Below are 14,543 nucleotides of genomic sequence, written 5' to 3' on the forward strand. Positions count from 1 at the left end.
ACCCTTTTCCTCAACAACTATCACCCTAAAACCCAAACCTGTATGATGTATCGTTATTCATTACTGCTTGTTTACCTGTTGAGCATTACCGGCTTATTGGTACAGGCGCAAAACAAACCTTTCCCCCAGGCGATCAGTTATCCTAACTGTATTAAGCCTAACAATGTTACACAATCGGCTATGAATGCCAGTGTAGCCAGTTATTACGACTACTGGAAATCCCGGTACCTGAAAAATAACCTGGCATCTTTACCCGGAGGCTATTATGTAAAAGGCGATATCACCGGTAGCGCGGATGGTTATAAGCCGCTTGGTTCCTCGGAAGGGCATGGCTATGGTATGGTGATCACTGCACTGATGGCTGGTCATGATCCCAATGCACAAACTATTTTTGATGGCTTGTACAAAACATTCCGTGCTTACCACAGTTCGGTAAACAGTAACCTGATGGGCTGGGTGGTAGCCGATGCCAAAGGTGCGCAGGGCCATTTTGATTCAGCTACCGACGGTGATATGGACATCGCCTACTCACTTATTCTGGCGCACTACCAATGGGGTTCTTCCGGTAACATTAATTATCTCAGCGAAGCTAAAAAGATGATTACAAGTGGTCTTAAAGCCGCCTACGTTACCAGCAGCAATCGCCTTAACCTGGGCGACTGGGACACCAAAACGGCGCTCAATACGCGGCCTTCCGACTGGATGATGGATCATATGCGGGCTTTCTACCAGGAAACAAATGATGCTACCTGGAACAACGTTATCAATAGCCTGTATACGGTGTATGCACAGTTCAGCACTGCCTATTCTCCTGCTACCGGCCTGATCTCCGATTTTGTAGTGAAAAATCCACCGGAACCGGCGCCTAAAAATTTCCTGAATGAATATCCGCCAACAGATGAATATAATTATAACGCCTGCCGTGTACCTTTGCGGATCGTGATGGATTATGCCATGTATGGCAACGCCAACGCATATAACATCTCCAACAAACTGGTGAACTGGATCAAAACAAAAACAGGCGGAGATCCTTCCCAAATAAAAGATGGTTATAAACTCAACGGTACAGTGAGCGGTACTGACCCTGAAGGCGTATTTGTAGCACCTTTCGTAGCAGCATCCGTTATCAGCAGCAACAACCAGGCATTTCTCAACAGCGGCTGGAATTTTCTTAAAACAGCCAAGACAGGCTATTTCAGTGACTCTTACAGCCTCTTATGCCAGCTGTTTATTTCTGGTAACTGGTGGATACCCGGCAACAGCGGGCCTGCTAACATACCGCCGGTAGTTAGTATTACCGCTCCGGTAAACAATGCCACCTTCCCTGCACCCGCCAGCATCACCATTACTGCCAATGCAACGGACAGCGACGGCACCATCAGTAAAGTGGAATTCTTCAACGGCACCGGCAAGCTGGGAGAAGCCACCAGCAGTCCTTACACGTATACCTGGAGCAACGTAGCAGCAGGTACCTGGTCCATTACTGCCAGGGCAACAGACAATAGCAACGGCGCCACTACTTCTTCGGTGGTGAATGTAACCGTTACAGCAACTGCTGGCTGTGATCCGGCAAAAGCAAGTAGTGATGATGGCAACATCGCAGCTAATGCCATCGATAATGACCTCAATACGCGCTGGTCTGCCACCGGCGACGGACAGTGGATACAATTCTGTTTGGGTACCGCGCAATCAGTAACAGGCGTAGACATCGCCTTCTATAAAGGGGATACCCGCAAGGCTGCTTTCGACATACTCACCGGCAACGATGGGGTTAACTGGACCACCACCGCTTCCGGTTTGCATAGCAGCGGCACCTCCCTGGCTTTTGAATCATTTAACTTTACTGCAGTAACGGCAAAGTATATACGAATAGTAGGGCACGGCAATAACGTAAACGCCTGGAACAGTTATGCAGAAGTGAAGATAAAAACTGCGGTTGCAAAATTTGCAACGGCTGCTTTCACAGCAGTAAATGATGCCCCACCAAAAGAAAGCCAGCTTCAGGTAGATGCGTTTCCTAATCCGTTTAGTGGTAACGTAACTATCACCTGGCAAATCAAAAAAGCCGGGCTAACAAACCTGACTGTATTTAATGTAGCCGGTCAGCCCGTAGCAATATTGGCTAACGGTTTCCTCCCGGCCGGCACACAAAAAGTAATATTTAATGGTGAAAAACATCCGTCAGGCATCTATATCATCAAATTGGTACAGCAAGGATCAGTGATTACAAAGCGGATCGTGCGTGAATAAATATAGCAGGTAAAAGAAAGCGAAATGAAGATTTTCTGCTGAAAGAAAATCTTCATTTCGTTTGTTATAAAGTGGCCCCCGGAAAATGAACTACAATTCATTATCTTTATAGCAGTACTCATCTCAGGTATTCAACCATTTCCCAATATGACCGGTAACATCAACATTTTTGTTTGGAGCACTATCATTTGTTGGACCTTATTTGCAGCTTGCTGGCTCCTGCTGCGTAACGAGACAAAAGAGAATGTCAGTACAAGAACATTCCGTCAGCGTAATATGGGCTTTCTCGGTTATCTTATTATCTTTTCGCTGCTTTATTTGCCTTTCTTTGTCACCAATCGTTTCGTGTTCCGTATCATTCCGCCTTACGCGGCCCTGCAATCAGTGGGCGCGTTACTTTGTGCTGCCGGTGTAGGTATCTGTATCTGGTCGCGCATTGTTTTGGGGTGGAACTGGAGTGGGGGCGTAACGGCAAAAAAAGACCATGAACTGGTTATTAAAGGCCCTTACAGATTAGTCAGACATCCCATTTATACAGGATTTATCTGCGCGGTGGCAGGTACCTGCCTGGTGACGGGCAGCTTACCCGGTATCGTGATAAGCTGCGTGTATACATTAGGGTTATGTATGAAGATCAGTGATGAGGAAATATTATTAAGCAATGTTTTCCCGGATAGCTATGCAACTTACCAACAGCATACGCGTAAGCTGATCCCATTTATATGGTAGCTATAAATAATCATCGGGGATCATTCTTTCCAATACCTTTGATCATTTTTATAGGAGGCAGGTATTTTTGCGGACCCCCATTTCCATGATCAGGATCCGGTAAAATTATTTGTTGTGCTATGATAACTTTTAAGTTAAAAATGACTATTATTTTTGTGTGTATAAAAACCACAGGATAATGACGATCAAAGCACAATTAATAGAAGCGGAAGAAAAGGCGCTGCTGTTATTTAATACAATTGAAGCCCGCGGATTAATAACAGCAGGTAAATCTGAAAAGCAACTGAATACAGAAATTTTCAACCTGGCTAAGGAGCTGTATGGCATTGAAAAGTACTGGCATAAAAGGATTGTCAGAACAGGCCCTAACACACTACATCCCTACAATGAAAATCCACCTGACCTGATCATCCGGGAAGATGATATTCTTTTCATCGATTTCGGACCTGTTTTTGAAGACTGGGAAGCCGATTTTGGCAGAACATACGTAATAGGGAATGATCCACTAAAACATAAACTAAAAAACGATATCGAATCCGCGTGGCAGGAAACCAAAGACTGGTTCGGAAAACAGGAACAGCTTACCGGTGCTCAATTGTATCATTATACCGTGGAGTTAGCCCGTCAGTATGGCTGGACTTTTGGCGGAGAAATTGCCGGTCATATTATCGGGCAATTCCCTCATGAAAGGTTAGTGCCAGGTACACAGGACCTATATGTACATCCTGACAATCACCAGGACATGTTCACAACAGATAAAAATGGTCAGCCGAGAGAGTGGATTCTGGAAATCCATTTTATAGATGCAGAGAAACAAATAGGTGGCTTCTTTGAGCAGTTGTTGACATGAGGAAGCAGATAAACGGATTATTTAATAAACAGGTAGCCGGATATCAGTAAAACGAAATCGGTCATCTACTGTATCGAAATCGAACAATTTAAACGTAATTATAATATGTAAACATGTAATTATTAATTATTTATCTTCTGGTATTATTTTTAAGAGATATATTTCGACAAGAAGAAACAGTTGTAAATAACTGATAAAAATAGATGCATGTTTAGGAATCATTTCAAAATTGCGTGGCGCCACCTGTTTATTAACAAAGGATATTCTGCTATAAATATTATTGGACTGGCCGCAGGCATGACAGTAGCACTGTTGATAGGTTTGTGGATATGGGATGAACTTTCTTTCAACAGATATCATCAGGAACATAACAGCGTGGCACAGGTAATGGATGCCCAGACTATCAATGGTGAAATCAATACCAATGAAGCGATCGCCATCCCATTGGCAGCGGAGCTGCGCAGTAAATATGCAGCAGACTTTAAGCGGGTGGCACTTGTTTTTCCCAACTTTACACATACACTGGCTGTTAGTGATAAAAAGCTTTCAGCGTCTGGTATATGGGCGCAGCCTGATCTTCCTGAAATGTTGACTTTAAAAATGTTGAAGGGCAAAAGAGATGCCTTGAAAGATCCTTCCTCCGTACTGATCACCCAATCACTCGCCAGGGCATTGTTTGGTGATGCAGACCCGTTGAATAAAACAATCAGGCTGGATAATATGGAAACGGTGCAAGTGGGCGGTGTGTATGAAGATCTTCCACAAAACACTACTTTTTACAGCACAAAACTTATCCTCTCCTGGAACAAGGCGCTGGGTATAATGCAATGGCTGAATGATGCCCAGACACAATGGGACGGCCGCTACATGAAGCTATACGTACAGTTGAATGATCATGCCGACATCAATAAAATAAACGAAAAAATTAAGCATATAGTCCAGCCTCATGTGAAGGGTGGTAATGAAGAAATACTGCTGCATCCGATGAACAAGTGGCATTTATACAGCGAGTTTAAAAATGGGAAAGTGGCTGGCGGCCGTATCAGGCTTATCTGGCTCTTTGGCGCCATAGGTGCACTGGTGCTGTTGTTGGCCTGTATCAACTTTATGAATTTGTCTACCGCCAGGAGTGAGAAGCGGGCGAAAGAAGTAGGTATACGCAGAGCAATGGGTTCATTGCGTGGGCAATTGATCGGACAGTTTCTTAGTGAATCACTGCTGTTAGCGTTTCTGGCTTTTATGCTGGCTATTGTGATCGCGCAGGTGTCGCTGCCTTTCTTCAACAGGCTAACAGAAAAACAAATGTCTGTTCCTTTTGCCCAGCCTTTGCTTTGGGTATTACTGATTGGCTTCACGCTTTTTACCGGCTTTATTTCCGGCAGCTATCCGGCTTTTTATTTATCAGCTTTCCTTCCTGTTAAAGTATTAAAAGGTAGTTTCAGGATGGGACGTTTTGCGTCGCTGCCACGTAAAGTGCTGATGGTGGTGCAGTTCACGGTATCCATTGTTTTGATCATAGGAACTGTTGTTGTATATCAGCAAATACAATATGCCAAAAAACGCCCCGTTGGTTACACACGTGAAAGGCTTATTACAGTGACAATGAATACCCCGGAAATTTTTGGTGCTTCCTATAATGCTTTAAGGAATGAATTGATAGAAACGGGTGTAGTAACAAATATGACCAAATCATCCACTCAATCCACGGAAGCGCCGGTGAATAACACCGAATTTAACTGGAAAGGTAAAAACCCTGGTGCTACACCAATGATCGGATTAGTGGAGGTTACACACGACTACGGTAATACACTCAACTGGCACATAAAAGAAGGCCGTGATTTTTCAAGAAGTTATGCAACGGATTCCGGTTCGCTTATATTAAATGAAGCAGCTGTAAAGCTTACAGGCTTCAAGCATCCGGTAGGCGAAACAATAAGCTTTGGCGGCGAGAACCACGTCATTACAGGAACAGTGGAGGATATGGTGATGGAATCACCTTACAGGCCTGTACAGCCAACTATCTTTTTGCTGAAATATAGCCCGTTTAATGCACTCGCTGTTTGTATAAAACCAACCATTCCCATACGTGAGGCGCTTTCCAGGATAGAACCGGTGTTTAAGAAATTTAACCCGGGAGGTCCTTTTGATTATAAATTTACAGATGAAGAATATGCCAGGAAATTTTCTGATGAAGAACGTATCAGCAAGCTGGTAACAGTATTTGCGATACTGGCGATCTTCATTTCCTGCCTGGGGGTATTTGGTCTTGCATCATTCATAGCAGAGCAGCGCACCAAAGAAATTGGTGTTCGCAAAGTGCTGGGTGCATCCGTTGTGGATGTATTGGGATTGTTGTCAAAAGACTTTGTGATGCTGGTCATCATTGCACTGCTTATTGCATCGCCACTGGCTTACTATTTTATGTTTAACTGGTTGAAAAACTATCAGTACCGTACAGGTCTTTCCGGATGGGTATTTGTAATGGCGGGTTTCGGCGCGTTGTTGATGACTTTATTAACGATAAGTTATCAATCCATTAAAGCAGCACTGATGAACCCTACGAAGAGTTTGAGGGGAGAATAGAATAGTTATCAATTACAAAGAAATGAATGGCTCCGGGAATATTTCTTAGATCAGAACTTTAATTTATCCCTGTCGCAATAATATCGGGCAATTCCCCCAATGCAGGTTTCTGCATTATATTGGTTGCCAACAATGTTTGAATAAGTAACTTTCCCGGAAGGAGAAATAGTCCTGACCAGTGGTAGTCCATTTCCATAGGCGATTTTATAAACCTTATCGGCTTTATGGCATTTAAGGCATATAACCTGCTGTAAGCTATCTTCGTGGATGTCTGCCGGAATTAGCAAAGTAAGGTCAGGTGTGTCGCTTTCAAATGATGTTACCGATGCAAGTAATATTGTATCAATGCCTATGCCGGCACAAAAGAAATCAAAACTCTTTTCATGTCGCGGAACAAATGTTAAATTAAAATCGCCATGGGCATCTGTTATAGCCCTGGCTAAAACTTTGTCGTTACCTTTTACAAATATGTTTAAGCTGATGATGTAGGCACTTGTATCTTTGGGGTTGTTTCTGATATGTCCTGTAATGTGAACAGGGAGTGTAGTAGTACGAACGTTGAAAACTGATGCCAGTAAGAGTATCAGGGGTATTGTAATCAATAATAGTTTGGGCATAGCGGTATGGAATTTATGATTAAATGGGAAACAGATCTGAGCGGAAGAACCATCATTTTATCACATTAAACTTTTCCCTGTATTCTGATGGTGTCATGCCCACTGTTTTTCTGAATATTTTTCTAAAAGCTTTAGGGTCGTTATATCCTGAATGGAAGATGATTTCATTCATTTGTTGCCCTGTTTGTTCCAGTAGTTTCTTAGCCGCTTCAATACGGGTTTGTTGCAGGTATTCGATAGGGGTGATACCTGTTACCAGTTTAAATCTTCTCACAATATTTCTTCGGCTGGAGGGGATATCTTTGATCATTTCCTCAATGGTTCCGGTGTCGTGATAACTGGTTTCTATCTTTTGTTGTGCAGTCGCTACGAGGTCGTCATGGTGGTTGCGGGAAGGCTGAAATGTGCTGAAGTAGGCTTGTTTATCTCTGCCCATATCTATAGCAAATATTTTCGCTGCCCTCACAGCGATTGCTATTCCGCAATGTATTTCCAGCAGATGCAGCAATAAATGAAAGGTGGAAGTAGCGCCACCACTGGTATACATTCTTCCATCACGGGTAACCGTTTTATCCGGACAGAGATTTACCGCGGGAAAAGCGGCAGCAAATTCCTTGCAGGCATCTACATGTGTGGTGGCTATTTTACCGTCGAGCAATCCCGATGCGCCTAATAAGAAAGCGCCGGTACAAAAACTGGCTATTTCTGCGCCGGTGTGGTATTGCTGATTAAGCCAGGGCAGGTATTCATGATTTTCTTCTACAGCTTCCCGGAGATTATCTGTGGTAAAGGAGGGTACTAAAATCAGATTCAGTGCAGCGTTATCGCTGATTGATTTCGTTGGATAACCAAAGAGTGCATCTTCCATTGCTGATGTAGTCTTTGTTGCATAAAGCAGTGTGATTTCAAAAGGGGCCAGCTGATCCTTTTGGTTATAAATTTTATTTACAGTTTCAAAAACATCCAGTATGGCGGCCAGACTTAGTAATTTATATTGTCTGGGAAGTAAAATACCTATCTGTAACATATGGTTTGCAATTAAATATTCTCAAACATAAGGCATTTGTCGTAAATGCCCCCTAAGATTGACTTTTAAGGCACCCTTCTGAGTCCGGATTATCGTTTACCTTAGATACCTGTTAAACCTGTAATATAATACCCAAAAATAAAAGTTATGGAAACAAAAACCGCTAGTAACAGAATGTTAGCTATCATTACATTATTTGATATGCATACTAGTTTTTTACCGAAAGTAGTGGATGGCTTTTCGGAAAAAGATGCACAAAATCGATTGAATACAAAAGCGAATCACGTTGCATGGCTTACTGGTAGCCTTGTTCAGGGAAGATGTGAAGTTGCCGGCTTTTTAGGTATTCCTTTAAAACAAGCTGCAGACGAACTATTTAAAATGCACAAAGGGATTCAGGATGATGTTACTTATCCATCGCTGGAAAGCTTTAAAAAAGACTGGGAAATTGTTACCCCTCCTCTAAGAACAGCGCTGCTGACGGTAACTGATGAGCAGCTGGATAAACGGCTGGAGATTCCGGAAATGTCTATGTCTTATTACGATTACATTAGCTTCCTTGTTTATCGTGAAGCAAATTGTATTGGTCAGATTGCTTTATGGCGCAGACTTTTAGGATACCCAGCAATGAATTATATGCCGTAACCCCCATATTAATTGCTCAATGATAGAGGTATTTAAAACAGATGTGCAACGTGTCGCTCAGGCGAAAAAGTTGGTAACCTTGCTGCTTCAGAATTTTCCCAAAAGCAAAATTAATTTTGACCTGGATGATTGCGATAGAGTGTTGAGAGTGGAAGGGGAGGACTTTATACCGGAGAAAGTGATGATGTTGGTAAATGAAAATGGTTTTTTATGTCATATGCTGGCATAAAAAACCATTAGCTGCTTATCTGTGCCGGCCTTCACGAGGGCCTTCATTCTGATGAGGATTTCCACGTGGCTGCGAACGTTCCTGCACGCGCTGTTGCATACGTTGTTGTTGCGGAGGTTGCTGCATACGTTGTGGCGGACGCATCTGCATTTGCTGTTGTTGCATATGCTGCGGATGCATTTGCATCTGTTGCGGTGTGCGCTGCTGTTGGTGCATCTGCATTTGTTGTGATGTTTGCTGCGGTGCACGTGTAGCTACCAGCTTGTTATTTGCCTGCCTGTTATTATCAGTAGAAATATGTTGTCCGTTAGTCACCTGTCTTGCAGGATTGAGTGTTGCCCTGGCAGGCTGATGTGATGATGTTGCCTGACCATTATTGCCACTGATACGCGCCTGTTGGTTAGGACGATGATCATTTACGGTATTCATCGCTGCAGTGGCCGGACGCCCGTTATTTACTGCGGCCAGCTGACCACGGTCGTGACTTGCAGTTTGCTCATGAGAAAGCTGCGCGGAAGTTGCTGTTACGTGCTGATCTCTTGTGGCTGCCTCTTCCACCCGGGTTGGCCGTGCTGTAATACCTCCTTCTCCGTTGAAACTGCTGCGGTTGTTTACCACGTTTGTATTATTGTTAATGACTGTATTATTAACGTAGGTATTATGTACGATAGTAGTATTAACATTTGTTACGGCAGTATTGTAGTGAAAAGAATTGCCCTGCCACATTCCGCCTGAATATCCACAACCACCATAACCATAGCCATAATTTACACCGCCGTAGAAACCGATATGCGGCCCCCAATAGCCCGCGTGCCATCCGTAGATACCACCTGCAAATCCCCAGTAACCTGGCGTCCACAGTATGCCTGGCCGTGGTGGAGCTATCCATACTCCGGGAACCCAATAGTAGCCATCCGGTCCATAAGCCCAGTAGCCGGGTGTCCAGATATATCCATCATACGGACAGGCTGGCTGTGTATACACCGGCAATGGCGGAGGAGCTATTCTGATAGATACGCCTATACTTACCTGTGCGTATATTTTTGACGCTGCAAAGAAAATAAGGCATAACAGCAGCGCAGATTTAACAAAATTTTTCATAGCATCTGTATTTAATACTCCTAGCTATGACTATGTGAGAAAAGGGAAGTTTAAAGGAGGGGAGAAGGATTAACAATTTGTGTTTTGGGTGATTACTAACGTATACGTATATACGAAGGCCAGCTGAGAAAGCCGGTTCACAATCAGAAAAATGATGAACGCAAAAGGAGAAACTGTTTTAAAGGATAGTGAGATTTTTTGCTTTATAAGGTTGTAGTTCCGCGCTGCCGGCCGGCAGTTCGGTGATCAGGTAGTGAATATCCTGCAGGTCTGCAATTTTCATCTTCATAGAAGAATTCAGTTTTTCAGAGATGGCCAGGATGGCTACTTTGTCGGCCGCTTTTATCATGGCTTTTTTCACCTGGATGGTTTCCCAGTCGGCATCCGTTAAGCCGTTGGCCGGGTCAATAGCATTGGTGCCAATGATGCAGAGGTCTGCTTTAATGTTGGAGAGATATTCAAATACTTCCCCGCTCACGGTCATCTGGCTGTAAGCCGATATCTGTCCGCCTATCACAATGGTTTTGATCATGGGTTTGTCTAGTAGTTCCACTGCCGACAGCACATTTACAGTGAGGAAAGTGGCACGCAGGGTAGTGGGTATCTTTTTAATAAATTCCCGTATGGTGGTGCCTCCGCCAATCAGTACAATGATATCATCATGTAATAACTGCAACGTTTTTTCAGCAATTACCAGCTTGTTGTTTTGTGCGTAGGTTTGCGATTCATGTCCGTAATGATAGGCGATGGACATAGCGCCGCCTTTGATCTTCACTACTTCTCCGTCCTCTGCGAGTTCATTCACATCCCTGCGGATGGTGTCTTCAGAAACATTAATAAGACTTACCAGTTCGCTGTAGGTAATACGAGTATGGATATTCACCTGTTGAATAATTAATTGTTTCCTTGCTTTTTTAGTGAGTGAAACCGGAGGCAACTGATCTTGTGTGTTAATACTATCCATAGCGTGTGAAATAATTCAAAGGGTGATGATAGTTAAAAATCTCAGAATTTGCAAAAAAGTATCTCTTCTCTTTACATACCCTGATGAGGTTATAGCTATATAGGTTATAAATGGTACGACAAAAATATGCGATCGCAGACAATTTTGCACTTTTATCAGGATAAATAATTTTTCTGCAATAATGTGGGTATCTAAATAAACAATATAAAATATTATTAATCAATATTTTATAAAATTAATAGCAATGATTGATGTGCATATTTTGCAATTATTATTTGCAAATAATTTGCAATAATAAATGAAATACCTATTTTTAGATCTGTATTCCGCATTATTTGAAGAATTTATCAACCAAACCACAATGATGAAAAATATCATAAAAGTGGCTGCTTTCTCAAAACTATTCCTACCTGTAATAGGCTTATTGTTTTGTATCGGAAGTTATGCTCAAACACCTGCCAACCATCCATCACAGATTTCAGGAACCGTTACCACTGCTGATGGTCAAAAAGCTATTGGAGCTACGATCTCTCTCTTGTCGGCCAAAGGCGTTGGCGCCATGACCGATGCAGAAGGAAAGTTCACCGTAAAAATTCCTGGTACACACCAGGCAGATATCGTTCTACTCATCACTTATATCGGCTATGAGAAAAAAGAAGTAAAAGTGGCAGCCGGACAAACACAAATCACCGTTCAGCTGGAAGTGGCTTCCAAAGCGCTCGGCGAGCTGGTGGTAACTGCGCTGGGCATTAAGAAAGATAAAAAAGCCCTGGCCTACGCGGTAACGGAAGTAAAAGGAGGCGAGTTTACACAGGCCCGCGAAATCAACGTGGCAGATGCATTAACCGGTAAAATTGCCGGCGTTAATGCTTCCAGTCTGGCTGGTGGCCCTGGTAGCTCCAGTCGCGTTATTATCCGCGGCAACGGCTCCCTGAATGGCGATAACCAACCCCTGTACGTGATTAACGGGATGCCCATCGACAACACCACGCAAAGCACACCTGCCAGCGGCAACGGTGCCATCGGGTTAAACAGTGATCGGGGTGATGGTATTGCCGGTATCAATCCGGATGATATTGAAACCATTACGGTACTGAAAGGCGGCCCTGCTGCTGCGTTATACGGTGCACGTGCCTCTAATGGTGTGATCCTCATCACTACCAAAAAAGGAACGAAACAAAAAGGCATCGGCGTAGATTATAACTCCACCTTTACAGTAGAAACACCGTCCATTATTCCGGACTGGCAATATGAATATGGCTCCGGTGTGAACGGTGCAAAACCCACCACAAAAGACGAAGCTGTTGCTGCAGGAAGACTTTCCTGGGGACCAAAAATGGATGGCAGCAATGTGATCCAGTTTGATGGCGTGAGTCGTCCGTATACTGCACAGAAAAACAACATCAAAAACTTTTATAACACGGGCAGCACCTTTACCAATACAGTAGCGTTTTCCGGCGGTTCAGAAATTGCTGCCTACCGTGTTTCGTTGTCAGACATGAACAACCACGGACTGGTACCTAATCAGCAACTGAATAAAAAAATAGCCTCCTTAAGTGTAGTATCCAATCTGAGCAAGCGGCTCACCGTAGAAGGATACGCGCAATACAATATTGAGAAAGCAAACAACAGAAGCGGGGTATCGGATGCACCAGGTAACGTTAACTGGGGTACTTATATGCTCGCAAATACTGTAGATATCCGCAACCTGGATCCGGGGTATGACAGCAAAGGTAACGAGGTGTCCTGGAATCCTTCCGGCTTTGCCAGCAACCCATATTTTGTAGTGAACCGTTTTAAAAACAATGATGACCGTAAACGTTTCATTGGTAATGTAAGCGTCAAATATAACCTGCTGGATAACCTGTTTGTACGCAGCCGTGTGAATCATGATTATCTGAACATCGGCTACACAGGTGTTGTACCTACCGGTACTGCTTATGCACCCAAAGGTTTCTTCCAGCAATATAATACTGCCAGCACAGAAACAAACGGTGAACTGACCGTGAATTACCAGGGGAAATTAAGCCGCGATTTTGCATTAACAGCAATGGCCGGCGGTAATCAAAGGAAATCAAAATCAGATGCGGTGAATATGGACGGTACCAGTTTTTTTGATCCTGGTTTCTATGATCCATCCAATGTAGTGAGCTTAAGCACTTACAATGTAAACTTACGCCAGGCTACCAATTCCTTATTCGGCTCAGTAGATCTGTCGTTCAGGGATCTGTTATTTATCACTGCCACCGGCCGCAATGACTGGTTCTCTACCTTATCTCCTAAAAATAATAATATTTTTTATCCTTCTGTAGGTGCCAGCTTCCTTTTATCTGAAGCAATGAAAATGCCTTCCTGGGTCAATTATGCTAAAATAAGAACTTCCTGGGCACAGGTAGGCGGTGCTACCCCGCAACCATATGCGTTGTATCAAACTTATAATTTAGTAACAGGAGGCGGACATTTTGGATTGCCATTGCAAACACCTACACAAACCAACGGTACCAGCTCAGGACTGCTACAGGCACCTAACCCGGATCTGAAACCACTGGTGTCCACCACCTTTGAAGCAGGTGTGGAAGGCCGCTTTCTCAATAACCGGTTGTCTGCAGACGTTACAGTATATAACCGCAGAACTTCCAACGATATCATGCAGGCAGCTATTTCTCCCGGTTCCGGCTACAACTTTGTTTTGCTGAACGTAGGTGAAATGAGTAATAAAGGAATTGAAGTATTACTCTCCGGTACACCCGTTAAAAGAAAGGATTTTTCATGGGATGTGAGCTACAACATGGCTTACAATAAAAATGAAGTACTGAAGCTGACCAATGGTATCAACAGTCTGCAGCTGGACGTGAGCGTAAATAGTTATGCCTACATCTTTGCAGAAGTTGGTAAGCCATACAGCACCATCAAAGGCTTTAAAGTGAAAAAAGATGCAGCCGGTAACACGGTATACGATAAAGCTACCGGGTATGAAATGAAAACCGCACTCACTGATCTGGGCACGGGCGTTTCTCCTTTCTCAGGCGGTATCACCAACAGTTTCCGGTACAAACAATTTAACTTCAGTTTTCTGATAGATGGTAAATTTGGTGGTCACGTATATTCCGCTACTAACCTCTACGCCACCCGCTTTGGCTTGAACAAACTGACTTTGCCAGGCAGGGACAACGGATTAACCGTGAATGGTGTGGATGCCGATGGTAAGCCATTTACCAAAACGTTTACCTATACTACAGGACTGCAAGGGTATTATGATAATTACAAAAATCTTTCTGAGAAATTTGTATACGATGCCAGCTTTATAAAATTAAGACAGGTAGTACTGAGTTATAACATTCCAACAAAAGCCATTGCGTTTACAAAATTGCAGGCTATGTCTGTATCATTTGTAGCGAGAAACCTGTTCATCCTCTATAAGAATGCGCCCAATATTGATCCGGAATCTACATTCAGTAACTCCAATGCACAAGGCTTTGAAATGTTTGGCGTACCACGCACAAGAAGTTATGGTGTAAACCTGATGGTAAAACTTTAGTTCATTCTTT

11 protein-coding genes are annotated in these 14,543 nt (G+C 43.4%); 7 read left to right on the top strand and 4 right to left on the bottom strand.

Features of this window, described 5'->3' with window-relative positions; genetic code table 11:
• Positions 1-42 precede the first annotated feature (42 nt).
• The 4 genes from CLV51_RS21715 to CLV51_RS21730 all read left to right on the top strand — a co-directional run bounded on the left by CLV51_RS21715 (position 43) and on the right by CLV51_RS21730 (position 6,412).
• The gene (locus CLV51_RS21715; protein WP_106530195.1) at positions 43-2,250 is read left to right on the top strand and encodes a glycosyl hydrolase family 8; all 2,208 of its coding nucleotides are present in this window, start codon (positions 43-45) and stop codon (positions 2,248-2,250) included.
• 147 nt (positions 2,251-2,397) lie between these two features.
• Entirely contained in the window at positions 2,398-2,979 is a 582-nt protein-coding gene (locus CLV51_RS21720) for a methyltransferase family protein (protein WP_106530196.1), read from the top strand.
• Between the two features lie 178 nt (positions 2,980-3,157).
• Positions 3,158-3,829, top strand: coding sequence for a M24 family metallopeptidase (locus CLV51_RS21725; RefSeq protein ID WP_106530197.1), 672 nt, complete (start codon positions 3,158-3,160; stop codon positions 3,827-3,829).
• Positions 3,830-4,036: 207 nt separating this feature from the next.
• On the top strand, positions 4,037-6,412 hold the full coding sequence (locus CLV51_RS21730) for an ABC transporter permease (RefSeq protein WP_106530198.1): 2,376 nt from the start codon (positions 4,037-4,039) through the stop codon (positions 6,410-6,412).
• Between the two features lie 50 nt (positions 6,413-6,462).
• Here CLV51_RS21730 and CLV51_RS21735 read toward each other — a convergent pair whose 3' ends face one another.
• Positions 6,463-7,029, bottom strand: coding sequence for a hypothetical protein (locus CLV51_RS21735; protein WP_106530199.1), 567 nt, complete (start codon positions 7,027-7,029; stop codon positions 6,463-6,465).
• 52 nt (positions 7,030-7,081) lie between these two features.
• Positions 7,082-8,056 carry a GlxA family transcriptional regulator gene (locus CLV51_RS21740; protein WP_106530200.1) on the bottom strand — a complete coding sequence of 325 codons (975 nt, stop codon included), beginning with the start codon at positions 8,054-8,056 and terminating at the stop codon, positions 7,082-7,084.
• 147 nt (positions 8,057-8,203) lie between these two features.
• On the opposite strand from CLV51_RS21740, the gene CLV51_RS21745 reads away from it, so the two are divergent.
• Together CLV51_RS21745 and CLV51_RS21750 are read left to right on the top strand one after the other, a co-directional pair.
• On the top strand, positions 8,204-8,701 hold the full coding sequence (locus CLV51_RS21745) for a hypothetical protein (RefSeq protein ID WP_106530201.1): 498 nt from the start codon (positions 8,204-8,206) through the stop codon (positions 8,699-8,701).
• 19 nt (positions 8,702-8,720) lie between these two features.
• A complete protein-coding gene (locus tag CLV51_RS21750; protein ID WP_106530202.1) occupies positions 8,721-8,930 on the top strand; it encodes a hypothetical protein in 210 nt (69 codons plus the stop codon).
• 15 nt (positions 8,931-8,945) lie between these two features.
• On the opposite strand, the gene CLV51_RS21755 is transcribed toward CLV51_RS21750, so the two are convergent.
• Both CLV51_RS21755 and CLV51_RS21760 read right to left on the bottom strand, forming a co-directional pair.
• Positions 8,946-10,031 (bottom strand): YXWGXW repeat-containing protein, encoded by a 1,086-nt coding sequence (locus CLV51_RS21755; RefSeq protein ID WP_106530203.1) that lies wholly within the window; start codon positions 10,029-10,031, stop codon positions 8,946-8,948.
• Positions 10,032-10,209: 178 nt separating this feature from the next.
• Positions 10,210-10,995 carry a DeoR/GlpR family DNA-binding transcription regulator gene (locus CLV51_RS21760; protein WP_106530204.1) on the bottom strand — a complete coding sequence of 262 codons (786 nt, stop codon included), beginning with the start codon at positions 10,993-10,995 and terminating at the stop codon, positions 10,210-10,212.
• A 298-nt stretch (positions 10,996-11,293) separates the two neighbouring features.
• Between CLV51_RS21760 and CLV51_RS21765 the strand changes: the two genes are divergently transcribed.
• Complete coding sequence (locus CLV51_RS21765; protein ID WP_211302080.1) at positions 11,294-14,533, top strand: SusC/RagA family TonB-linked outer membrane protein; 3,240 nt, start codon at positions 11,294-11,296, stop codon at positions 14,531-14,533.
• Positions 14,534-14,543: the final 10 nt, after the last annotated feature.

Origin of the sequence: Chitinophaga niastensis (assembly GCF_003014755.1) — a bacterium.
Lineage (GTDB): Bacteria > Bacteroidota > Bacteroidia > Chitinophagales > Chitinophagaceae > Chitinophaga > Chitinophaga niastensis.